This is a genomic window from Desulfosporosinus sp. SYSU MS00001 (assembly GCF_049943955.1).
In the GTDB taxonomy this organism is placed as follows: Bacteria; Bacillota; Desulfitobacteriia; order Desulfitobacteriales; family Desulfitobacteriaceae; genus Desulfosporosinus.
Genome location: NZ_JBNFTW010000004.1, coordinates 19,415 through 41,562 on the forward strand (window position 1 = coordinate 19,415; position 22,148 = coordinate 41,562).

Here is a 22,148-nt window from a genome sequence, read left to right on the forward strand (position 1 = left end):
ATAAATCCGCTCCCTTATTATAATTTTTTCTTTCTGATTGACAGGCACAGAAAGTTTTACCAACTGGTATAAATCCAATTTCGCAAAATGACATAATAGTTTGATTCGACATACATTTCTGATTTCCTGCCGCACAAATAATTATATATGTAAATAATTCTCATTCATTCCAATAATTTTTCCGGATGACGAGAACTATTCCATCATCCTCTAATACTCCCTCAGAAAGCCGTCTAGCCTCATTACTAATTAAATCCGCCAGTTCTTGTGATTTTAGCGAAGCAGGTTGTTTCAAAATGTCCTGAATCCAATCCGATCCTTCTTTTAAAACATCCTGAACTCCGTCGGTGATTAGGACAAGGGTTTCCCCTCCTTGCATTTCTTCATCAATTATTGGAATTTCGATTTGATTCAATATTCCCACCGGAAGGCCCGAGGAAACAAGTCTTTTTACCTCCTCAGAGGTAATAAGGTAAGAAGGCGAAGCACCTGCTTTAATTAATTTTAAGTTCGATGATTCCAAATCGAGAATTGCCATATCAATCGTTACAAAACTTTCTTCAGGTGAACGCAATACCAGGATAGAATTTAAGGCTTGAATTGAGCCTATCGGATCAAAGCCCGTAGTGAGCAGCTGTTCTAGTAAAGCTAAAGCTGTTGCGCTCATTTTTGCGGCTTTCTCCCCCACTCCCATTCCATCACTTAAAATAAAAGCATGCTGGGTTGATGAAAAAGCAATCGAAGCATAATTATCTCCGCTTAGTCCGTTGCCCGATTTTGTGAAGGCAGCAACTCCGACATCGAGAAAATTGCGTCGCCGGCGTGCTAAATTTGAAGGTTTTACTACTTCCCAATTACGTTGGGTATGAAGCTCCTTAGCGAGATTCCCTATGACCTGAGAGACATTCAGAAATTGCCGCGATAAAGCCTCCTGATTGAGAACCAGGCGCCGCCGCCAGGTCTCCTGATTCTTTTCTTGTTCCAGAATAAATTGAACTCCTAACAACATTTCTTTGAGCCGGCCGCAATGCCGTTTCCACTCAACCGGTAAAGATTGCAGCTTAACGTCAGGCTCATTTTCAACGAGCCTAAAGAGTTCAAAGAAAATATGATAGGTTTTATAAAATTCTCTCTTCCAGCAGACGTCAACTGTAGGACAATTGTAACAAACACGTTCAACCAAAACATTCATAAGTTCAGGGACTTCCTGCCGTGTCTCGAAAGATTCCGTTTCTGCGGCCTGATAACTTAACGCAATTTGATCGAAGATCTCTGCCATAGCTTTTACTTTTGAAACTGTTGTTTCAACTTCAGGTATAACCTTGGGTTTCAGGAAATCCCTTTGCGGCGAAATGCCCGGCCAGAGGAAAAAGAGAAATAAGCCGACAACCGAAGAGATTAACTGGGAATAAACCGCATCCTGGCGCAGAAAGACGGTTAGCATCAACATAACAGCAATAAATGCCGTTCCAAGTCCAATTTTTCCGAACCTCCGAAAAGCTCCTGTACAGAAACCTGCCAGTCCGTAAATACCGGCAGCCATTAAATTTTCATTGCTTACGGTCAGCTGCGGCAAAAAGCCCAGGATAGCGCCGACACCCGCTGAAGTACCGGCCCCGTAACGTTCAGAGACAAATAAGGTGAAAAAGCTCATCAAGACAATGGAAAAGTTTATCTCCCGTACTTGAACCCCCTGCAGTCCACTAATAATCCCAACAAGAATGATCAGCCAGGCTATTCCTTGCTCACGTTGAAACTCTCCCCTCCAAATCGCCTCTTTATGCCTCATGGCAAACCAAATAATAATTGCAAAACCACCCGCTAAAATACTCTGAAGGCCTACAAGAAATAAGGCATAAGTGTCCGGTTTTGACAAACTCACAGCCAAAGAAGCAACGATCGCCACCATTACACCGGTAGTAAGAATCAAATAGGTTCCCTCATGTCTTTTCTTACGAATGAAAGGCAGCAACACGGACATAGCTGCTAAAATCACAATGATTTGAACCACGAAGGACACATCGTTTAGGGAGGTTATACCGAGAGAAATTGTCCCCAGTACAATCCCTAATAAACCAAACAAGGTCCCACGCTCGCCAAGTAAAATAACTGCAGCACCAAAGGCAATCCCAAAGGGATGGAGTCCTAAGATTGTACCCCTCGCTAAGCATCCGCCAAAAATAATAGGCAGAAATGTGCTTTCCAGAGAAATCCCGCTGCGCAGACCTTGGTTAACTTTTAAGGTTGCCCACTCAGCCATAATATCACCTCTTACCTTTTTATGGTAATATTATAGCTTAAAGGATTAGCAAAGCTTGTCTACTATAGTCATGCGTTCAGAACAACTTTCGACGTCATTCATAGATAATCTCTTTACGACTGCGCCATATACCCATGGTCTCTTAAAAACGCCAGCATTTTCAAATCTTCTTGCCGTTCCTGCCTTCTAATATAAGAAAAACCGCCTTGCGGCGGTTAGTTCCTAGTATCTGCTTGAGCCTCTTCCTCCACGTTTGGATTCCGTGGCCCGGCGAAATTCTGTCTGACGTTCATCACTATCTTTAATAAACTTGGCCAATTTATCCTCAAAGGATACCGTTGGCGGAACTCGGCGTTCACGACTAGTATTGCGTACAGTAGGATTAGCTTGTTTAATCGAGAGACCGATTTTACCCTTTTCATCGACGTGAATGACTTTTACCTTAACATGATCCTGTTCCTTTAAATAATCCCGAACATCCTTCACATAAGCATCAGCAACTTCCGAGATATGTACAAGTCCGGTTACCCTATCCGGTAATTCAATAAACGCTCCAAAGTTCGTGATCCCGGTAACGACTCCTTCAACAATACTGCCAACGTCAATGGCCATACGAAGTAAACTCCTCCTTGTGATGATCTATCTATACATAGTTATATTATATGCAGTAAATTTCGTAGCTGTCAAGGTTTTCAAAAACAATGTTACTTACTAATTCTTGGGAGAGATGAGGATTTCGCCATGCTTAACAAGGCCTAATTGTTCCCGGGCTAATTGTTCAATATAACTGGGGGTATTTAATTGAGCAATCTCCTCATGAAGTGACTTTTCTTGCTGCGTTAGTTCTGCTTTTTCTTGAGTCAATTGATTAATTTGCTGCTCAATTGAAACATGAAGTTTCCAAAGCTGCCAAGAAGAACTGCCAACCCCTAGAAAGACAAGAAGCAAAAGGGCGATTGTTCCTGGCCGAAGATGAGACTTTTGTCGTTTTTGCGGTTTAATCTTCTGATAAGATTTCTTCATCCCAATCTGCTCCTCCCAATCCAAGCTCTCCACTTGGGATAATACATACGATTTCGTACCCTTTGCTCCGGGCACGATTTAGTAAAGTGGCTACAGAGCTTGAACTAAGTTTAAGCTGCTTGGCGATGGTCTCCAAAGATTTCCCGCTTTCTTTAAGAATCACTGCTTGACGTTCACGAAAGCTAAGTTTTTCCAAGCCTCTGATTTCAATCTGCACTGCGGCACACCCTTGCTCAATAGTTATACACATTATGTGGATAACTTTGTGGACAAATTTACTACAAAAGGACTACAAAGATCTTACAATCTGTTATACAAATCATTATAGCTACTCCTTAGAGACGAATCAACCCCTTTGGAAATTTTTACCCATTAGTCCTAGGCGGCCATAATTGTCTCCACCACTCCTTTATAGTGTTGGGCAGGTTTGCCAGGGGCCGATAGATAATATGTTCTCCAATACGGAAACAAAGCAAACTAAACCAACATAAAATTGCATAGGGCGGACGCATAAGAAGAACAAGTCCTCGGACCGGGATCATAATTCCTGCGGCGAAAAGCTTTATGAGGGCAGCAATTAGTTGAAAAAGTTTAAAATAGGCTTTTGTAAGATAGCCGCTGAAAATTCTTAAATATAAGGCAAGGCCCAAAAGGCTGCCCCAAACATTATAAAACCTGAAGGCAAGTGCATTTGCTCTAAAAAATAATCGATATAGGATAACCAAAGCAATAAGAGAAAAGAGGATATCTCCCAGGAACGTTACTACAGGCCCCCATTCCTGCCAACGCCTGAACGTCCGAAAAAAATCAAACACTACTCCGACCATCAATCCTGCTGCAACAACCCAAAAAAAAGCCATAAATTCCGAGATAGTCTTTCCCCTCCTCTCCTTAATCTGGAGAAAACTTTTCAGGATCCTTTACCTACCGAAAAATTCTATGCATTATACCTTGCCGGGAGTTTCCTCCGGTACTCCGATGATAAATGAGAGCACTAACATATCCTTCAATGTCCACCATACTCTCTTCAAGGTTGAGTTGTTTAATTCCCAATTGCTCCCCTTTAATGCTAAGAATCCCTAATTCCGTTTCTAGAATAATTTCTTTCGGATCAAAGGACTGAACCTTCTTCACTCCTGTCAATGCAATCATTTCCCGGTTTTCCATGACAAGGCGATGTCCTTTACCAAAACTATCTGCCATGCCCCATCCCCCCAACACTTTTTTCTTCTTAAACCCTATTCAGTTCGACTGTCCTTTAGACATAACGAAACACTTTAAAAACTAAAAGACAGAGCCTTTTAATAAGACTCTGTCTTTCGTTCATCTCTGATTAATTCATAGAGGGTGTGGGCTTCATTAGCCTTTACGCTATTGGGGGTCGCCAAAACTTTTACTTCCACAACATGGCTGGCCATTTCCAGGATGATTTGGTCTCCCGGTTTAACTTCCGCGGAAGGTTTAACAATTCGTCCATTGATACTGATTTTTTCTCCTACACAAACATCTTTGGCAACTGTGCGTCGTTTAATCAGGCGAGAAACTTTTAAGTATTTGTCAATCCGCATAAGTTACTGTCGGTAACCCTCCCTTTTCGAAACTTGAACCCAGTTTTTATTAAAAATCAGGTTCCAGTATAACCGGAACCTGATTTCTCAAAAGTCCAAATCCTTACTTTTGGACTGCATCCTTCAGAGCTTTTCCTGCTTTAAAACCAGGCACCTTAGCAGCAGGAATGACAATTGTCTCCTTAGTTTGCGGGTTTCTTCCCGTTCTTTCAGCACGTTCTTTGACCTCAAAAGTCCCAAAGCCCACTAATTGGACCTTTTCATTTTGTGCTAAAGATTCTTCGATCGTAGCGAAAACGGCACTTACGGCCTTTTCTGCGTCCTTCTTGGACATTTCTGCCTTCTCAGCAACTGCACTTACTAACTCAGCCTTATTCAAACTAGTCCCTCCTAAATAACTGATCTTATCTCGTAAACTATATTTCGCGATAAAAAATCAATCTCCTGCTTATTCGGGTAAGATTACATTAATTTGCCGCCTTTTTCTTGGAATTTTGCCTTTTCCCAATAGACATCCATTTCATTAAGGGATAGTTGCTCAATTTTTTGACCTTCTTCGCGGCTTAATTCCACCATTTTAAGGAAACGGGCTTGAAACTTATGTATTGCTTCCCTTAGAACTTCCTCTGCGTCCAATTTAAGAAATCTCGATACATTGACCATTGCAAATAATAAATCCCCAAATTCCTCCCGAATACCTACTCCGGTTTTTAAGGCATTCTGCAGCTCTAGTAATTCTTCCTGAACCTTCTGGTATGGTCCCTCCAAATCAGTCCAGTCGAACCCTATTTTAGCCGCCCGGCGCTGCGTTGAGGAAGCCAGCATAAGAGCAGGCAATCCTTTAGGATCACTAAAAAAGCCTCTCTCTTCCTTTGTGTCAGCCTTTTCCTCTTGTTTAATTCTATCCCATGACCGAATCACATCATCCGCAGTTTCAAGCACTTCTTCACCGAATACGTGAGGATGCCTGCGGAGCAGTTTTTGAATAATCCCCTGTAAAACATCCTGACTTTCAAATACCTTGTTCTCTGAGGCAATTTGAGCATGAAATACAACTTGCAGTAATAAGTCTCCCAACTCTTCACATAAATTATACATATCCTCTTTTTCGATTGCCTCTAATACTTCATAGCTCTCTTCGATCAGACAAGGTTTTAGGGTCTGATGGGTTTGTTCACGGTCCCAAGCACAACCATCCGACGAACGCAGGATTTCCATGATTTGAAGTAATTTTGTCCAAGAAATAACCTCCGAACAAGGCGGCAAGACAACTGTCGTTAGGTGATCAAAGGAACCATGATCCATTTCGAAAAGAGGACGCTTGTCCACCCGCTCATTGGAAGTGCCCAATCCCTGTACGATAAATACATTTGCTTCATCGGGATAGAAACTCATGAGATCGAGTTTTGCCTCAGAAGCAATGAGTTGATTATAAACCTGAGGAATTATGAGCCACTCCCTCCCTGTTAGTCCTGTATCTTTGAGAGCATCATAATTTCGAATAAGCATCCCTTCAATGGGATCAAAATTCAGTACCCGGAAAATCTCATCAACAAAGCTCATCGCAGGATGAACAATTACTTCATACTCCGGTCTTAAATTTTTCCAGAGCAGCTGAATAGTTTTCTCAGCTACCATAGGATGCCCCGGAACAGCGTAAATCACTTCCGAGTCCTTTCCTAACTCTGTTCTTAATCGTTCCGTTATTTTTTGATACACCTCTTCAAAGGACTCCTCCGATTCATAAACGTCATCAAAGGATTCTAACTGAACGCCTTCCGCCATTAATTCCTGAACACAGGGATGATGCAAAGTTCTTACAAAAACTTTCTTGGCATTACAGAGACGGCGATAGTTTCCTAACGTTAATTGTTCAAGCCCCGAAGGACCAAGACCAACGACATGAAGACACGAGGACATTCTTTCACCTCCTAACGCTAGTGTAGCATAAAGTAAAATAAAGCGGGAGTACCGCTTTATTCCTACGACCAGAAATTCAATTAATATATAATTACATTCCGGTAGTATAAGAGCAACTAAACCATTAGTAACGCCTATTGTTCCATTTGTTTGGCCAAAAATACTGCTGCAGTCTCGACCAACTTAATTTCTAAGTCTCCCATCTTGGCATTTGGCTCTTTCGATATAATCATAACCGCCCCGATAGGGTCTCCTTGAGAAATTATGGGGGCAATGACTTCACAGACTATAGTTGATTTATCATCTTCATCGTTGTCGCTTAGTTTAGGTACATTGGTCTCACCGGAGTTCGTCAACCCGATTTGAATAGTTCTCCTTTCTTCCATGGCCTGTTCTACAGGGGAATCAATTGGTTTATTTAAATACTCTTTCTTCGAAGCGCCTGCTACTGCAATAATAGTATCTCTATCCGAAATACAAGTAATGTGCCCGGTTGCTTCAAACAGCGAATCGGCATACTCCTTGGCAAACTCCCCCAATTCCCTTATCGGAGAGTATTTTTTCAGGATAACTTCCCCTTCACGATCTACAAAAATCTCTAACGGATCTCCTTCTCGGATACGAAGAGTCCGACGAATTTCCTTTGGAATAACGACACGACCGAGGTCATCAATTCTTCTAACAATACCTGTTGCTTTCATAGGCGCACATTCCTCCTTTGTTCCCGAAGACTCATTTCGTCCTTCCTATTACTATTTCAGATCAATGATAGTATATATCTAGAGATTGCCAATTATTCATTATTTTCCAATGCACAGAAAAAGAAGGCAAAAATTTTGCCTTCTTTTAGTTTCACCCTTAACTTGCCGGTTGATATCCTTGAGCATATTCAATCTTAGCTTTTTTACGCAGGTCATCAAAAAACGTCTGAAATTTAGTGTCCTTAGCCTCATTAAAAGCATCCTGGGTCACTTGAGTCTTTACTTTCGCAAAATCCGGGGTAGTAGCAGGGGTATGTGCTTGAACGTAAATAACGTGATAACCAAACTGCGTTTTAACTGGAGTTGTGGAAAATGTCCCTACCTTCTGAGCAAAGGCCGCAGTTTCAAACTCAGGTACCATTTTTCCCTTCGTAAAGGTACCGAGATCTCCTCCCGACTCCTTGGCTCCCGGTTCAATAGATTTTTCTTTCGCTAATTGTTCGAATAGAGGAAGAATCTGCTGGTTATTTTTTTGAGCTTGTTCTAACTGAGCAATAATTGCTTTGGCCTCGTCTTCAGTCTTGAGCAAAATGTGATGAGCAGTAACACTCTCAGGCTGACCATAATTGGCTTTGTTCTTTTCAAAATATGCTTGAACTTCGCTGTCTGCCGGCTGCTTGACATCCGAGGTTATCTTAGTATAAACCGTTAAGAAGTTCTTTAATTCCGGTTCACTCATTCCTTGTTGATTTAGCATATCCTGAAATTTAGCATCCGTACCCATATTTTTCTTTATCGTGTCTTCTTGAGTCTTGATAGAAGAATCTTCTGTGTTTAGCTTTAGATTCTGGACTTCTTGGGTGAGAAGTTTACCTTCAATCATTCGCTCAAGAACTTGACTTTTGATTTGAGTTAAAGCTTGCTTCCCTTGATCCGTGTCAAACTTCATACCCTGATTCTCGTAGGTTTTTTGAGCCTCTGCCACACGAGCATCATAGTCCTTAACTAAGATAGATTCTCCATTAACTTTAGCCGCCCATTTGCCATCAACCAGCGAGGAACAACCTACAGTTGTCAGCATCACCATAAGAATACCCACTACTATCCCCAGCCGGGATTTTTTCATTCCGACACACCCTTTCAATTCACTTAGTCCAGTATATCAGGGAGTTCCCCGCGAAGCAATGTTCCCAAAAATTATAAGAACGCGCCGTACTGCCCCAATAACTTCTTCTTGATCAAGCGTACGAATACGAACCTTACATTCCAGATTTCCATTGGGCAACGATTTAAATGACAGGGGCAAGGGAGATGCTGAAGCGATAGCCATTAAACGCTCCCCAGACATCCCCAGATCTGCTCCAAAGCGAAGGCTGATATTTTGTTTCGTCTGCTGAATTTGTTCTATGCGAATCTGACCGGCTAAAAGCTTGATACGGATAATTTCAATCAAATGTTCCACCTCACGAGGCGGCGTTCCAAATCGATCGACTAACTCATCAACCATTTCCCCAAGTTCTGCCTCGTCGGCAACCTTGGCTAGTCGTTGATACAAGGAAGCCTTAGTTTGCTTATCAGCGACATAAGAATCCGGCAAATAGGCATCAATTTGCAGCTCAATGCTCGGTTCTGCAGCTTCTTCTACCTTTTCTCCCCGCAATTCCTGGACCGCTTCCTTGAGCATCTGACTGTAAAGTTCGAAGCCGACAGCTGCTAAATGGCCATGCTGTTGAGCTCCAATCAGGTTACCTGCACCACGAATTTCTAAATCCCGCATCGCAATCTTAAAGCCTGCTCCAAATTCGGTAAACTCACGAATGGCAGCCAGTCGTTTCTCAGCTATTTCCGTAAGAACCTTCTGAGGCTTATACAGAAGATAAGCATAGGCTTTGCGGTTTGACCTTCCTACCCGGCCGCGGAGCTGATATAACTGGGACAAACCCATGCGGTCAGCTTCATCAATAATCAGTGTATTGACGTTGGGCATGTCAAGACCTGTTTCGATAATCGTGGTTGAAACTAAGACATCCGTTTGCTGTTCCAAAAAGTCCAGCATAACCCGTTCCAGCATGGATTCTCGCATCTGTCCATGAGCCACACCAAAACGGGCTTCCGGAACTAATTGACCTAAAAAGTTAGTAACTTTATCCATATCCTCAACTCGATTATGAACAAAAAACACCTGTCCTCCACGTTGAAGTTCTCGTCTTATAGCATCTCGCACCACATCAGGCCGAAACTCTGTGACATAGGTTTGTACGGGATATCTGCCTTCCGGCGGAGTCTCTATTACACTCATATCCCTGACTCCGACCAGAGACATATGAAGAGTTCTGGGAATCGGTGTTGCCGACAAGGTAAGAACATCAACATTACCCTTAATGGTTTTCAGCTTTTCTTTATGGGCAACTCCGAAACGTTGTTCCTCGTCAATAATCAAGAGTCCCAAATCCTTAAATTTAATGGCATCCGCCAAAATGCGATGGGTTCCTACGATAACATCAATTCGTCCTTCTTTTATGCCCTGGATAATTTCCTTCTGCTCCTTAGGCGAACGAAACCTACTCAACATATCGATCGTAATAGGATACCCCGTAAATCGTTCGCGCAGAGTGTTGAAATGTTGTTGTGCCAGGATGGTGGTCGGAACTAAGAAGGCAACCTGCTTACTGTCCATAACCGCCTTGAATACTGCTCTGAGAGCAACTTCTGTTTTCCCATAGCCTACGTCTCCGCAAAGGAGGCGGTCCATAGGACGAGGAAGCACCATATCCCGTTTAATATCGGCAATACATTGCAGCTGATCGTCTGTTTCTACGTAGGGGAATTTCTCTTCGAATTCTATCTGCCAAACATTGTCCGGGGAAAAAGCATATCCTGAGGTAGCCTCCCGCTGCGCATAAAGTTTTAGCAAATCAAAAGCCATTTCTTTAACCGCCGAACGAGTTTTGCTCTTTACTTTATGCCACTCATTTCCTCCGAGCTTGTAGAGCTTGGGCAAACTCTCCGCAGCACTTCCTAAATACTTTTGTAAAAGATGAAGTTGGTCCAAAGGAACGTAGAGACGATCCTCCCCGGCATAGCGAATTCCGAAGTAATCCTTTTCTATCCCTGCAACCTCTAGGCGTTCAATTCCAGTAAATTGTCCAATACCATGATGAACATGAACAACATAATCTCCCGGCTTAAGGTCCGAGACATAAATATTCTTTGCCGAGGGGGGACTCGGTTTTTTCCCGGCAACCTTACTCTCACGTTTATAAATTTCAGCTTCCGTAAGCACCACGAGTTTTCCAAGGGGCAGTTCAAAACCTTGATCCAAGGAATACGGGTAGACATATACATGCCCATCTTCGATTGTATCTTCGAGCTTTCTGTGGCTGGCTGTGACTCCCCGGTCCTTCAGACCTTGGAGCAAACGCTCAGTATGTTCCTCATCCCCCACAAAGAGAGCAACAGCATTACCTGTATCCTTAAAATGTTCAATTTCATCCACTAACTTGCTTGTTTTTCCCATAAAACCGGTTAAAGAACGGGCGTTGAGATTGAAAACCCGTCTGGGAGTCAGACCCGGCGTCTGCCTTATTAACGAAGAGAGGCCAATTAAGGGGTTTTTTTGACCATGCCGCAGCAAATCTTCATACCTGATAAACAGAGTCTCAGGGTGAACAAATCCTTCACCCTGTTCTAATTGCTGGGTAAATTCCATCAATCGTTCATTAGCCTGAAACTCCAACTGCTCTTTTAAACGCAGTGGTTCATCTAAGATGACATAGTGATTTTCTGCCAGATATGAGAAAAAGGGAACGAGAGGCGTATTAACCAAACTTAGGAATGGATAGACATTCTCATCAAGAATTCCTTGCTGCAAACGTTCTTCGAGGAAAACTACCCTGCTGCGCAAACGTTCTGCTGCCTCTGTTCTGCCGGCTCGCTGCAGTCGACCTGTTGCTTTACGGGCTTCTGCCCGAATAGTAAAGCGCAGTTCTTCAAGTTCTTCCCTTGTTACCACATATTCCATTGCCGGAGAGATTAAAACCCTCTCTTGAGATGAAACCGACTTCTGAGTTTCAAGGTTAAAGGTTCGAATAGAATCTACTTCTTCATCAAAAAATTCTATGCGCAGGGCTTCTCCATCAAGGGGGGCAATATCTAAAATCCCCCCTCTTAGGGCAAACTGACCCTTTCCTTCAACCGTTTCGACACGCTCATATCCTCCGGAAATCAGGGTTGAAAGAATCTCATTGAGCATATACCCTTTCCCCACTTCTAAGGTCAGGGAATAATCCTTCCAGCGCCGGAGAGGAAACACGCGCCGCTCTAATGCTAATACAGAGGCAACAACTGTGCAGTCTTGATCCAATGACAGACGATTAAAAACGCGAATTCTCTCCGCCGTGGTTTCTTTGCTTTTTCCCAAAACTTCAAAGGGCAGCCACTCAGTAGCAGGAAAATGTAAGATCGTTTTTTGAGGGCACCATGTTTTTAAATCCGCAGTCCACTTTTGAGCCTGTTCTTCAGAATAGGTCAGCACTAATCCCGGGGTTGAATTCTGTAATAGTTGGGAGATCATAGCTGCCTTTTGACTGCCGCTTAAATCATAAATCATTTGAGGCCATTCTCCAGACCTAAGGGACCCCTCAATCTTGTCAATATCCAATCCCCGGCGGAGGTAATCACGGATTATTTTCAAAACACCCATCCTTTCGGGCGGCAAAAAAAGATGAACGTCCATCATGGGACCCCCACTTGCCTACTCCTCTAAACTGATAATAAGGCATGGCGTCAAGCGACATGCCTACATTTTACAAATTATTGTCCGCCCTAAACTCTTAGTTCTGAAATTAGTTCTGAAATCTCTTTAATGAAAAACATTCCCAGACTCCGTTTTCATTTCATTCAGACAACTTGGACAAAGGGTATAAGAGACATTTCCAACGATATCCATTATAGAGTCCGAATCAGCGCTGGTCAAGTCATCAAGCTCTATCTCTCCCAGAATCCTGTCACAGGTATGACATACTTTCATGACCCTCATCCCGCGATCACCTCCTAGCACTAGAATTACCCCTAGCGCCAAAGGTTATACCCGATTAACGATGGTATAAATTCATAGCCCGGCTTGTATCTCCCTTAATCCAGAGACCTACTACTTTTTCTGCTCTTTCTAATAAGTCTTCGATAATTGGCAGCTCACTTTCCCCGAACGTCGAAAGGACATAGCGTGCAGGATCCCACTCTTTTGGCGGCCGGCCTATACCTAATTTGATTCTCCAAAAAGATTCTGTACCTAACTCAGCCAAGATTGATTTAATCCCATTATGCCCCCCGGCACTCCCGTGATCACGCAAACGCAGTTTGCCCAAAGGCAAATCCATATCATCGTAGACAATCAGCACATCTTCTGCTGCAACTTTATAAAAATTAACAAGTTCTTTAACTGAACGTCCGCTTAAATTCATAAAGGTTTGAGGCTTCAAGAACAACAAACGCTCCCCTTGTAGGAAACCTTCTGCCCACAATCCCTGAAATTTGGCTCGAAACTGAAGCCCTAAGACTTCGGCCAGACCGTCAAGAAACAGAAAACCAACATTATGACGTGTCTCTGCATATTGAGGTCCCGGATTGCCCAAGCCGACAATAACCTTCATTCAAATACCCTCCTAAGCATATTCATCTTCATCTCTGAATACATTCATTATGGATAAGCAACGAAATAATCTTCACCATAAGGGGGTGAGCTTTTGAAGCCAAGTCGAAAATTTTTATCCTTACCCATTATCTCCCTTCAAGAAGGACAGCAAATAGGATTTGTAAAAAGTCTGGTCGTCGATGCCGGAACAAAATCGCTTGCTGCAATTATTGTGGACCCCAAAGGATTTTTTAAAGATCAACGCATTATACCCTATGCCAAAGTCATCAGTGTCGGCGATGACGCAATCACCATCGATAAAGAAACTCACGTGGAAAAAACCGCAAATCTTCCTGAACTGTTAGAATTAGTTAAAGAAAAGCTATCAATTATTGGCACGAAAATAATCACAGAATCCGGAAAAACCCTCGGAACAGCTGATGAATTTTATATCGATCCGGATTCAGGGAAAATAACCCAAATTGAAATCTCATCCGGAAAACTCAATGGGTTCCTGAGCGGCAAGGCTTGGATGTCCGCAGACTATGTTACAACCCTGGGACATGATGTTATTGTTACTCAGCGGGGAAGCGAAAATTATCTGTCCGTTGCCGACAAGGGACTTAGTGAATCCTTTAAAAATCTTTTACATTCAACGTCCCATCGCGCCTCGGAAACCACCCATGCTTTTGGTAATTACTTCAAAAAGCAAAAAAATGGCAACGATAATTTAGAAACTCAGGAAGAAAAACCGCCTGTAATTGTAACCGAACTGGACATAACACCGACAGAAGATCAAGATCCGCCGGAAAATCCTCAAACCAAAGAACCCCTGGGGTAATACCCCAGGGGCCTTCTTTTTAACTAAAAAGTTTACTCACTGAGAGATCTTCGTGAATACGAACGATTGCTTCTCCTAAAAGCGGAGCTACTGAAAGGACTTTAATTCGAGGAATTGTTTTCTCTTGACCAAGAGGAATTGTATTCGTAACCACAACTTCCTGCAGCACTGAGTTCTCGAGACGTTCGATAGCCGGCCCGGATAGGACAGCATGCGTACAGCAGGCGTATACTTCTTTAGCACCACGATCAAGGAGCGCTTGAGCACCTTGGGTAATCGTTCCGGCAGTATCAATGATATCGTCAATCATGATTACTGTTTTTCCTTTTAATTCCCCAATAACATTCATAATTTCTGAAACATTAGGTTCAGGCCGTCGTTTATCAATGATAGCCAGGGAAGCTCCAATGCGTTCCGCAAGATTTCGGGCCCTGGTAACTCCTCCTAAATCCGGGGAAACAACACAGAGATTTCCCAAACCTTTTTCGCGGAAATACTCCGCAAGAATCGGAACACCGGGTAAGTGATCAAGAGGGATATCAAAGAAACCTTGGATTGCAGGGGCATGCAAATCCATGGTTACAACACGGTCAGCACCTGCGGTGGTTATTAAATTAGCCATAAGTTTGGCAGTAATCGGGTCTCTGGCCCTTGATTTACGTTCTTGGCGAGCATAGCCGTAATAAGGCATTACAGCAGTAATTCGGCGTGCCGAAGCTCGGCGCATCGCATCAATCATAATAAGCAATTCCATAATGTTGTCATTGGTTGGAAAACAGGTCGGCTGAACCACATAAATATCTGAGCCCCGGACACTTTCGTCAATGACAATAGAGATTTCTCCGTCTCGGAATCGTTTTATTTTGGCGTCCCCAAGAGGTACTCCCAGATAATCCACAATTTCCTGTGCTAACGGCCGATTGGCATTTCCACAGAAAATCTTAAATTCTTTTGCTGCCATGCCTATTTTTGCCCCCTATTTCTCTTTTCGCGCTGCCATTGTTCCTTAATGATTTGTTGACTCCGTTCCACTGCTAAGGCTTCTGCAGGAACATTTTTAGTAATTGTTGAACCTGCACCCGTTACGGCATAGTCTCCCACTTCAACGGGAGCCACTAAATTCGTATTACTGCCAATAAAAGTATGGTCTCCAATTCTCGTAGGATGTTTACTGCTGCCGTCATAATTGCAAGTAATCGTACCTGCCCCGATATTTGCAGACTTTCCAATCTGCGCGTCACCTATATAACTCAAGTGAGGTACTTTAGCCCCAGCTTCAATTTTACTATTTTTAATTTCGACAAAATCCCCAACCTTTACATCTGCCTCCAGGCTTGTACCCGGCCGTAAATAAGCGAAAGGCCCAATGTGACAGCGCACGCCAATAGTCGCATTTTTGGCAACCGTATAGGTTACTTCAGAACCACTTCCTACCTCACAGTTTTCCAACGTTGTCTGAGGACCAATTACAGCATCTTCCTGGACCTTGGTGTTTCCCAAAAGCCGGGTGAAAGGTAGGATAGTGACATCCTGGGATAGCCTTACATCAATATCAATAAAGGTGGAAGCAGGGTCAACGATCGTTACTCCCTCTGCCATCCAATGCTCAAGATTGCGCTCGCGCAGAATCCTTTCTGCCTCTGCCAGCTGGCTCCTGCTATTAATCCCCAGCGCTTCATGAGAATCTTCGGTACAATAGGTCAGTATTCGTTCTCCTTGCTTTAAAAAGATATCAAAAACATCGGTAAGATAATATTCTCCTTGAGCATTTTTAGAAGTAATTTTTGCCAAAGCATCCTTGAGCGCTGAACCTCTGAAGCAATAGGTACCGGTGTTAATTTCCTTAATTAAGCGTTCATCAGAAGTTGCGTCTTTTTCCTCGACAATCCTTACAAGTTGATCACCATCTTTAAGGACCCGTCCATAACCAAACGGCTGATCTAAATACGCCGTTAAAACAGTAGCACAGGCTTCCCCGTCTTGATGCAATTTTAAGAGAGCTTGAAGTGACTCGGGTTTAAGTAACGGCTGATCTCCGCTTAGAACAAGTACCGTTTGAGCGCCTTCCAAATAGGGCAAAGCTTGCATGATAGCGTGTCCTGTTCCCATTTGTTCAGTTTGAACTACGATCTCTGCGCGTTCTTGAACTTTGGCCGCAACAGCCTCACGGCCATGTCCAACAATCACGAAAGGTCGTTCAATCCCAACTTGGTTGGCCACGTCCAAGACATGTTCAATGAGCGGTTTCCCTGCTAATGAATGCATGACCTTTGGCAATTTTGATCGCATTCTTGTTCCTTTTCCAGCAGCCATGATCACCGCTACCAAATCAGGCATGTCTATTCGCCTCCAATTTAGTTTAACCTCTACAGAATTTTACATTCCAAAAGTTCTTTATTCGTCAAATATGCCCAAAATCCTTTTTTAATACAACGATATATCAAAAAGAAAACGTATAGCTCGATTATACAGACTTTTCAAAAATCCGCTTTCTTTTTACCCAACAAAAAAAGAAGACCCCCAAGGTCTCCTTAATCTTTTAAATTAATTAGATCGCTTCTTGGTACGCTTTTAAAACAGCAGTCTGAATGACTTCCCGTGCTGCAGCGGAAATAGGGTGAGCGATATCACGAAATTCTCCCTCAGGTGTTTTTCGGCTAGGCATCGCAACAAAGATACCATTCATCCCTTCGACTACTTTGACATCATGCACAACAAACGCATTATCAAAGGTCACGGAAACCACTGCCTTCATCTTACCTTCCGTGTTAATCTTTCGAACCCTCACATCAGTAATATTCATTATGAATCACCACCCTTCCCTTTGCTTTCCAGGTCTGTCCATAATGTTATTCTCTGCATGGTAAAAAAATCCTGCCTGCAATTCGGGAAAATTTTGATTAGGTTGAATAATTGCCTAATATTTTATCGAATAGTAAATCATCAGGGACTATAGTTGACTTTCCACTGTTCAAATCGAGTTCGCGCAGCTTCAAAAGTGATAAATACCCATCGACAAGTTTTGCCTCAGAGGTTATTTGAGTTTCTACCAAAACTCCGATACCGATAACATCTGCCTCAAATTCCTGCATCAGATTCTTAATGCCTAAGGCAGTACCTCCTGCTTTCATAAAATCGTCAATCACCAGAACTTTTCGTCTGGGATCCAGAGCCCTGCGTGACAGGGACATGGTCTGAATACGACGAGATGATCCGGAAACATAATTAATACTTACCGAGGACCCCTCAGTTACTTTATTTCCCGTACGAATTACCACCATGGGCAAGCCGAGGGCTTCTGCTGTTACCAGGGCCAAAGGAATACCCTTTGTTTCAATGGTAACGACAACTTCAGGTTCTTTCTCTCTGAAAGCACTTGCAAAAATCAGTCCCAGTGGGCGAAGAACTGCCGGATTATAAAGGAGATCAGTCATATAAAGGAAACCACCCGCTAAGATCCTTTCTTTCTCGCTAAGCCGCTGTGCCAGGCTGCTTAAAAAATGAGCCGCTTCTTTTCCTGAAATTTCCGGAATATAACGCACCCCACCTGCTGCTCCGGAAATGGTTTCCAAACGGCCTTGTCCGGAAAGCTGAAAACTCCCTTTAACCGCCATAAGATCCTCACTAATGGTAGATTTTGCAGTACCAAATCGTTCTGCAAACAAGGTCAGTGGAGTCAGAACATTCGGGTTTGCCATTAATAATTGGGTGATAGCCACCATACGTTCCGCTCGTTTCATCTTTTCCACAATTATTGGTCCGCCTTACCGGGATCGTTGTTAATTCTTAAAGTCTCAAACATAACATTCTCGGCAGTCACGATATGAGCCATGGCCAGTGCTTGGGCCTCTTCACTGTTGTGATTTCTTAAGGCTTCCACAATCATGCGATGTTCTTCGATAGCGTCCTTATTCCGACCGGGAACTGCTAACGAAGTTGATCGAAAACGTTGAATTTGTTCGCGCAAATTTGCCAGGATCTGAATTAGGCGTTCGTTGCGGCTTGCTTTATAAACAAGGGCGTGAAAATCCGTGTCTGATTTAACGATTTGTTCTAAATCCATTTCGCCTTCATTTGCTCGGTAAAATAATGCCTGTTCCATTTGTTCTAATTCATCATCTGTAACCCGCTCGGCAGCTAAGCCTGCTGCCAGACCCTCCAGGGCAGAGCGTATTTCAAAAACATCAGCAACGTCTTTGAGGGAAACCCCCGCTACATAGGCACCTTTCCGAGGAATCATAACGACGAAATTTTCCAGCTCCAATTTGCGTATAGCTTCGCGCACAGGGGTTCTGCTGACACCCATTTCTTCAGCCAGCTGAATTTCCATTAATCTCTCCCCGGGTTCAAGGACTCCATTAAGAATAGCCTCCCGCATAGACTCAAAAACAATCTCCCGCAAAGGTTTATAACCATCAAGCACTACTGGTAATAATCGTTTTTCCATTTAACAGCTCCCCTTTCACACTAAATTGGTTCACTACCTACAGTTTTAGTCACCCAAACGTTTTCGCAGCCTCTTTTCCTCATTTTTTCGGCAACATTTCGTGCATGTTCTTCGTCTCTAGCAATCCCAAAGACGCTCGATCCGCTGCCTGACATTAAAGCCCCATAACAGTTCTCTTCCAGCAACTGTTGCTTAAGTTCGGAAATCTCCGGAACCATTAGCATCGAAGCAATCTCTAAATCATTGGCTAACAACGCTGCAATCTGCTGTGGCGACGATTCCTTTAATGCGTTCTCCCAATCCGATCTCGAGAGAAATCCGCGTTTACCCTCTCCGTCAAACCTTCGATAAGCTTCCCCAGTATTCACGCCTAGCGTTGGTTTAACCAAAACCAGGTCGATATTAGGAACGTTTGGCATGCATTCAAGCTGTTCCCCGCGTCCCGTAGCCCACATGGTTCCGCCTCTAAGGCAGAAGGCTACATCGGCGCCACACTCCCCTGCGAGGTCTAACAGTTTTTCCGCTGTCAAAGGGTTATCATAAAGTTGATTCAATAGCCGAAATGTCGCCGCCGCATCGCTGCTCCCGCCAGCTAAACCGGCCTGAATTGGGATTTTTTTGTCAATATCAATTTCTATACCATCTGAGAACCCAAGCTCCCTGAAAAATAATTCGGCCGCCATATACGCGAGATTTCCTCTGCCGCTTAGCTCTCCACAGTGACACGTTATAGTCTCACCCCTACGCCTCACCTGTACAATGTCATGTAAATCAATCGATTGCATTACACTTTGAAGTTCATGATATCCATCATCCCTGATTCCTAGAACCGCTAAGGCAAAATTTATCTTAGCATAAGCGAACGTTGTAAGGAAAGGATCTTTCATTACTATAACCATCTCCGAACGTTAGGAATGCATTTCTTTTTATTATACATGTTTTCTCGAAGGATTCCAGCATTCTCTCCTGAATCAAAAAGAAAAGAAGCGAGGGACAGCCCATCGCTCCATGATTTGCACAGCTTAATTTTTATTTTTTAACGATTAACCTCCGACCGCCAACTCATGGGGGATAGATTTTTTGCTTTCAGTTTGCAGCTCCAACCTCCGCTGAATTTCTTCTTCAATCGGTTCAAGATGTTCATAAAACATGACAAAGGTATCTCCGGATTTACAACTATCAAGACCTTGCTTAAATGCTTCAATCTCAGGCAGAACTATCATAATTTTATTTTTATCCATTCCGGAACGGACCGCTTCATCATAAAGGACATTAGCAATCTCTCCGGGTTTTCGTCCCCGTAAGTCTGTATCCTCGCGAATCACAAGCCGATTAAAACCTTGAGCGGCAACCCTGCCAACTTCGCGCACCAGCTCATCGGGACGGTCGCCCGGAACGGTAATACACCCTACTAAAGAGTTATTACGGCTAAGTTGTTTTAGGGTCTTACATACTTCCTGAATTCCGGCGGCATTATGTCCATAATCAATAACAGCTTGAACCCCGTTTAACTCGTAAAGATTTAAACGTCCCCGGTTGCAATTTATATCTGAAGAGAACGTTTTTAAAGAATTTCGTATGGTTACAGCGCCTAACCCTAAAGCCCACCCTGCTGCAACTGCCGCTAACGCGTTTTGGAGGTTATGTTTCGCCTTTCCATCCCATGTAACCGGAAGCTGTTTTACTGAACAGACTCGAGAACTTTCTGAGCCCTGACAAAGTACAATCATTCCGCGTATGACGAAGACAGCTGTTCCGCCTAAACCCAGGTGTTTTCGAACATGAATATTATCCTTCTCTGTACTGAATAAAATAACTCGTCCCTGTGTGCGTTTAGCCATAGCAACAACCTGGGGATCATCAGCATTTAATACAACATAACTATGAGGTTTAACGACCTCTGCGACAAGACTCTTGACATGGGCAATATCATCAAGAGTTTCGATTCCATACTGGCCGAGATGATCTATTGAAACATTGGTGATGACCGCGACATCAGCATAGTCGTAACCTAAACCTGCCCGCAGTATTCCTCCCCGTGCGGTTTCCAGAACTGCCACCTGGACATCCGGATGCCTTAAGACAATCCTGGCGCTTTCCGGTCCTGTCATATCCCCTTTGATCCATAATTTTTGGTTAAAATAAATGCCATCTGTTGAAGTCATACCTACCTGAAGCTGTTGGTCGCTCAACATTTTGCTGATCATACGAGTTGTTGTGGTTTTCCCATTGGTACCAGTAATAGCGATTATGGGAATTCTCCCGTTTCCTGTTGGCATGATATGATCAAGAATAGCCTTTCCAACGTCTCGAGGTTGACCGATACTTGGAAAATGGTGCATGCGAATACCTGGTGCCGCGTTAACTTCAATAATATGCCCATTATTATTTCGATAGGACTCTTCTATATCTTCGATAACTATGTCTACCCCTGCAACGTCCAACCCAATTAATCGAGCAGCATGTACGGCTAACTCGACATTATCAGGATGGACCCGATCTGTCACATCCAGCGCTATACCTCCGGTACTGAGATTAGCACTATCCCGCAAATAAACAATCTCTCCCAAGGATGGAATAGTGGAGGTAGTCATTTGTTTTTGAGATAGTGTTAGAAGCACTACAGGATCAATCTTAATTTTCGTTAAAGCTTTCTCATGATCATCCCCACGCTGTGGATCCTGGTTAATCTTATCTACTAATTCCGCAATGGTTGATACCCCATCACCTACCACATGTGCCGGTATTCTTTGGGCTGCAGCTATCAAACGATCTCCCACAACGACCAAGCGATAATGTTGTCCGGAAATATATTCTTCAACGATAACCCATTCTCCATAATTCTGAGCAACCTTAAAGGCAGCTTTAACTTCACTGGCACCTGAGAGCTGTAAAGTAACCCCCTTTCCTTGATTCCCCCGCAAAGGCTTGATCACTACAGTGGTATTCATTTCAAGAAAGGCCTTTACAGCATCTTCTTCCGTGTTAACGATGACTCCCCAGGGGACCGGAATTCCTCCTTCACTAAGGATCTTCTTCGTTAATTCTTTATCACAGGCGATATCTACCCCAATACTTGAAGTTTCTCCGGTAACGGTCGCCTGAATCCGTCGTTGATTGCGGCCATAACCCAATTGGAGCAAGCTGCCGCCATTTAAACGGCATACAGGAATACTCCGCTCTTGGCAAGCATTTACAATCATTTGCGTTGAAACTCCAAGTTTATAGTCATTCATTACCTTTTGAATTCTCCGGATTGCCTCTGAAACATTATAGCTTCCGTTCTTCAAAAGAGTCTCAACTAAAGCAAATCCTTGACGAAACGCTTCAATTGCCCCCTCTTTTGCTTCATAGTTAAAAATAATTTCATAACAACCCGGCTCTTCGAGGATAGCCATTGTTTTTCCGTATTTAACAGTTTGCCCCGCTTGGGTCAGCAATTCAATAGTTACGTGCTCAATCACATGTCCTATTAAAGTACCTTCATGCAAACGCTCTAAAAAGCCTCCTGGTTTCCCTCTGGAACAATAGTGCTCACCTAATAATGGCAGCGTTTGGGTAAGACGAGAAGAAAAATCTCCTAACTCATTACTGAAGCGTTCCTTCCATTCTTGGAGATCCACAATCGCTCGAATAATTGGCCGATGGCAGTAAACATTAGCCCCTTCGATCGCTTGGATTTCTCTTATCTCCATTATGTTGTTTTTCTCCCTTCAATAGCATGGATCATACTACAATAGTTTTAACCTTTTTTCC

Annotated in this window: 22 protein-coding genes; 1 reads left to right on the forward strand and 21 read right to left on the reverse strand. The window is 43.3% G+C overall.

The genetic code is table 11. The features are described from left to right. Positions 1 to 160: 160 nt before the first annotated feature. From ACPUYX_RS08740 to pth, 14 genes are all read right to left on the reverse strand, one after another. On the reverse strand, positions 161 to 2,260 hold the full coding sequence (locus ACPUYX_RS08740; protein WP_426379309.1) for a SpoIIE family protein phosphatase: 2,100 nt from the start codon (positions 2,258 to 2,260) through the stop codon (positions 161 to 163). A gap of 222 nt (positions 2,261 to 2,482) precedes the next feature. Then, on the reverse strand, positions 2,483 to 2,872 hold the full coding sequence (locus ACPUYX_RS08745; RefSeq protein WP_047809021.1) for a S1 RNA-binding domain-containing protein: 390 nt from the start codon (positions 2,870 to 2,872) through the stop codon (positions 2,483 to 2,485). Between the two features lie 99 nt (positions 2,873 to 2,971). Beyond that, entirely contained in the window at positions 2,972 to 3,283 is a 312-nt protein-coding gene (locus tag ACPUYX_RS08750) for an FtsB family cell division protein (RefSeq protein ID WP_426379310.1), read from the reverse strand. After that, positions 3,258 to 3,500 (reverse strand): sigma factor-like helix-turn-helix DNA-binding protein, encoded by a 243-nt coding sequence (locus ACPUYX_RS08755; protein WP_426379311.1) that lies wholly within the window; start codon positions 3,498 to 3,500, stop codon positions 3,258 to 3,260. Before ACPUYX_RS08755 ends, ACPUYX_RS08750 begins: the two co-directional genes overlap by 26 nt. A 148-nt stretch (positions 3,501 to 3,648) precedes the next feature. Continuing rightward, positions 3,649 to 4,143 carry a spore cortex biosynthesis protein YabQ gene (yabQ, locus tag ACPUYX_RS08760; RefSeq protein ID WP_426379312.1) on the reverse strand — a complete coding sequence of 165 codons (495 nt, stop codon included), beginning with the start codon at positions 4,141 to 4,143 and terminating at the stop codon, positions 3,649 to 3,651. Between the two features lie 64 nt (positions 4,144 to 4,207). Beyond that, positions 4,208 to 4,486: a sporulation protein YabP gene (yabP, locus tag ACPUYX_RS08765; protein WP_088226297.1), complete on the reverse strand. Its 279-nt coding sequence runs from the start codon at positions 4,484 to 4,486 to the stop codon at positions 4,208 to 4,210. Between the two features lie 98 nt (positions 4,487 to 4,584). Next, positions 4,585 to 4,851 (reverse strand): RNA-binding S4 domain-containing protein, encoded by a 267-nt coding sequence (locus tag ACPUYX_RS08770; protein WP_426379313.1) that lies wholly within the window; start codon positions 4,849 to 4,851, stop codon positions 4,585 to 4,587. Between the two features lie 103 nt (positions 4,852 to 4,954). Beyond that, a complete protein-coding gene (locus ACPUYX_RS08775; RefSeq protein ID WP_047809015.1) occupies positions 4,955 to 5,230 on the reverse strand; it encodes an HU family DNA-binding protein in 276 nt (91 codons plus the stop codon). An 83-nt stretch (positions 5,231 to 5,313) separates the two neighbouring features. Further along, positions 5,314 to 6,771: a nucleoside triphosphate pyrophosphohydrolase gene (mazG, locus tag ACPUYX_RS08780; RefSeq protein ID WP_426379314.1), complete on the reverse strand. Its 1,458-nt coding sequence runs from the start codon at positions 6,769 to 6,771 to the stop codon at positions 5,314 to 5,316. Between the two features lie 134 nt (positions 6,772 to 6,905). Next, entirely contained in the window at positions 6,906 to 7,472 is a 567-nt protein-coding gene (spoVT, locus tag ACPUYX_RS08785) for a stage V sporulation protein T (protein ID WP_426379315.1), read from the reverse strand. Positions 7,473 to 7,629: 157 nt separating this feature from the next. Next, entirely contained in the window at positions 7,630 to 8,598 is a 969-nt protein-coding gene (locus ACPUYX_RS08790; RefSeq protein ID WP_426379316.1) for a peptidylprolyl isomerase, read from the reverse strand. Between the two features lie 36 nt (positions 8,599 to 8,634). After that, on the reverse strand, positions 8,635 to 12,210 hold the full coding sequence (gene mfd / locus ACPUYX_RS08795; RefSeq protein ID WP_426379317.1) for a transcription-repair coupling factor: 3,576 nt from the start codon (positions 12,208 to 12,210) through the stop codon (positions 8,635 to 8,637). A gap of 123 nt (positions 12,211 to 12,333) precedes the next feature. After that, positions 12,334 to 12,510, reverse strand: coding sequence for a hypothetical protein (locus ACPUYX_RS08800; protein ID WP_426379318.1), 177 nt, complete (start codon positions 12,508 to 12,510; stop codon positions 12,334 to 12,336). A gap of 55 nt (positions 12,511 to 12,565) precedes the next feature. After that, entirely contained in the window at positions 12,566 to 13,123 is a 558-nt protein-coding gene (gene pth / locus ACPUYX_RS08805) for an aminoacyl-tRNA hydrolase (RefSeq protein ID WP_426379319.1), read from the reverse strand. Between the two features lie 93 nt (positions 13,124 to 13,216). Between pth and ACPUYX_RS08810 the strand changes: the two genes are divergently transcribed. Then, positions 13,217 to 13,945, forward strand: a complete 729-nt coding sequence (locus ACPUYX_RS08810) for a PRC-barrel domain-containing protein (protein WP_426379320.1) — start codon at positions 13,217 to 13,219, stop codon at positions 13,943 to 13,945. Between the two features lie 19 nt (positions 13,946 to 13,964). Here the strand turns inward: ACPUYX_RS08810 and ACPUYX_RS08815 are convergent, their stop codons facing one another. The 7 genes from ACPUYX_RS08815 to cphA form a co-directional block, all read right to left on the reverse strand. After that, positions 13,965 to 14,906 carry a ribose-phosphate diphosphokinase gene (locus tag ACPUYX_RS08815; RefSeq protein ID WP_426379321.1) on the reverse strand — a complete coding sequence of 314 codons (942 nt, stop codon included), beginning with the start codon at positions 14,904 to 14,906 and terminating at the stop codon, positions 13,965 to 13,967. Positions 14,907 to 14,908: 2 nt separating this feature from the next. Continuing rightward, complete coding sequence (gene glmU / locus ACPUYX_RS08820; RefSeq protein ID WP_426379322.1) at positions 14,909 to 16,282, reverse strand: bifunctional UDP-N-acetylglucosamine diphosphorylase/glucosamine-1-phosphate N-acetyltransferase GlmU; 1,374 nt, start codon at positions 16,280 to 16,282, stop codon at positions 14,909 to 14,911. 211 nt (positions 16,283 to 16,493) lie between these two features. Continuing rightward, positions 16,494 to 16,748, reverse strand: coding sequence for a septation regulator SpoVG (gene spoVG / locus ACPUYX_RS08825; RefSeq protein ID WP_009617236.1), 255 nt, complete (start codon positions 16,746 to 16,748; stop codon positions 16,494 to 16,496). Positions 16,749 to 16,845: 97 nt separating this feature from the next. Beyond that, positions 16,846 to 17,694, reverse strand: a complete 849-nt coding sequence (purR, locus tag ACPUYX_RS08830; protein WP_426379323.1) for a pur operon repressor — start codon at positions 17,692 to 17,694, stop codon at positions 16,846 to 16,848. 2 nt (positions 17,695 to 17,696) lie between these two features. Next, the gene (locus tag ACPUYX_RS08835) at positions 17,697 to 18,392 is read right to left on the reverse strand and encodes a GntR family transcriptional regulator (protein ID WP_426379324.1); all 696 of its coding nucleotides are present in this window, start codon (positions 18,390 to 18,392) and stop codon (positions 17,697 to 17,699) included. A 20-nt stretch (positions 18,393 to 18,412) separates the two neighbouring features. Further along, positions 18,413 to 19,279, reverse strand: coding sequence for a 4-(cytidine 5'-diphospho)-2-C-methyl-D-erythritol kinase (gene ispE, locus ACPUYX_RS08840; RefSeq protein WP_426379325.1), 867 nt, complete (start codon positions 19,277 to 19,279; stop codon positions 18,413 to 18,415). 156 nt (positions 19,280 to 19,435) lie between these two features. After that, on the reverse strand, positions 19,436 to 22,087 hold the full coding sequence (gene cphA, locus ACPUYX_RS08845) for a cyanophycin synthetase (RefSeq protein ID WP_426379326.1): 2,652 nt from the start codon (positions 22,085 to 22,087) through the stop codon (positions 19,436 to 19,438). Positions 22,088 to 22,148: the final 61 nt, after the last annotated feature.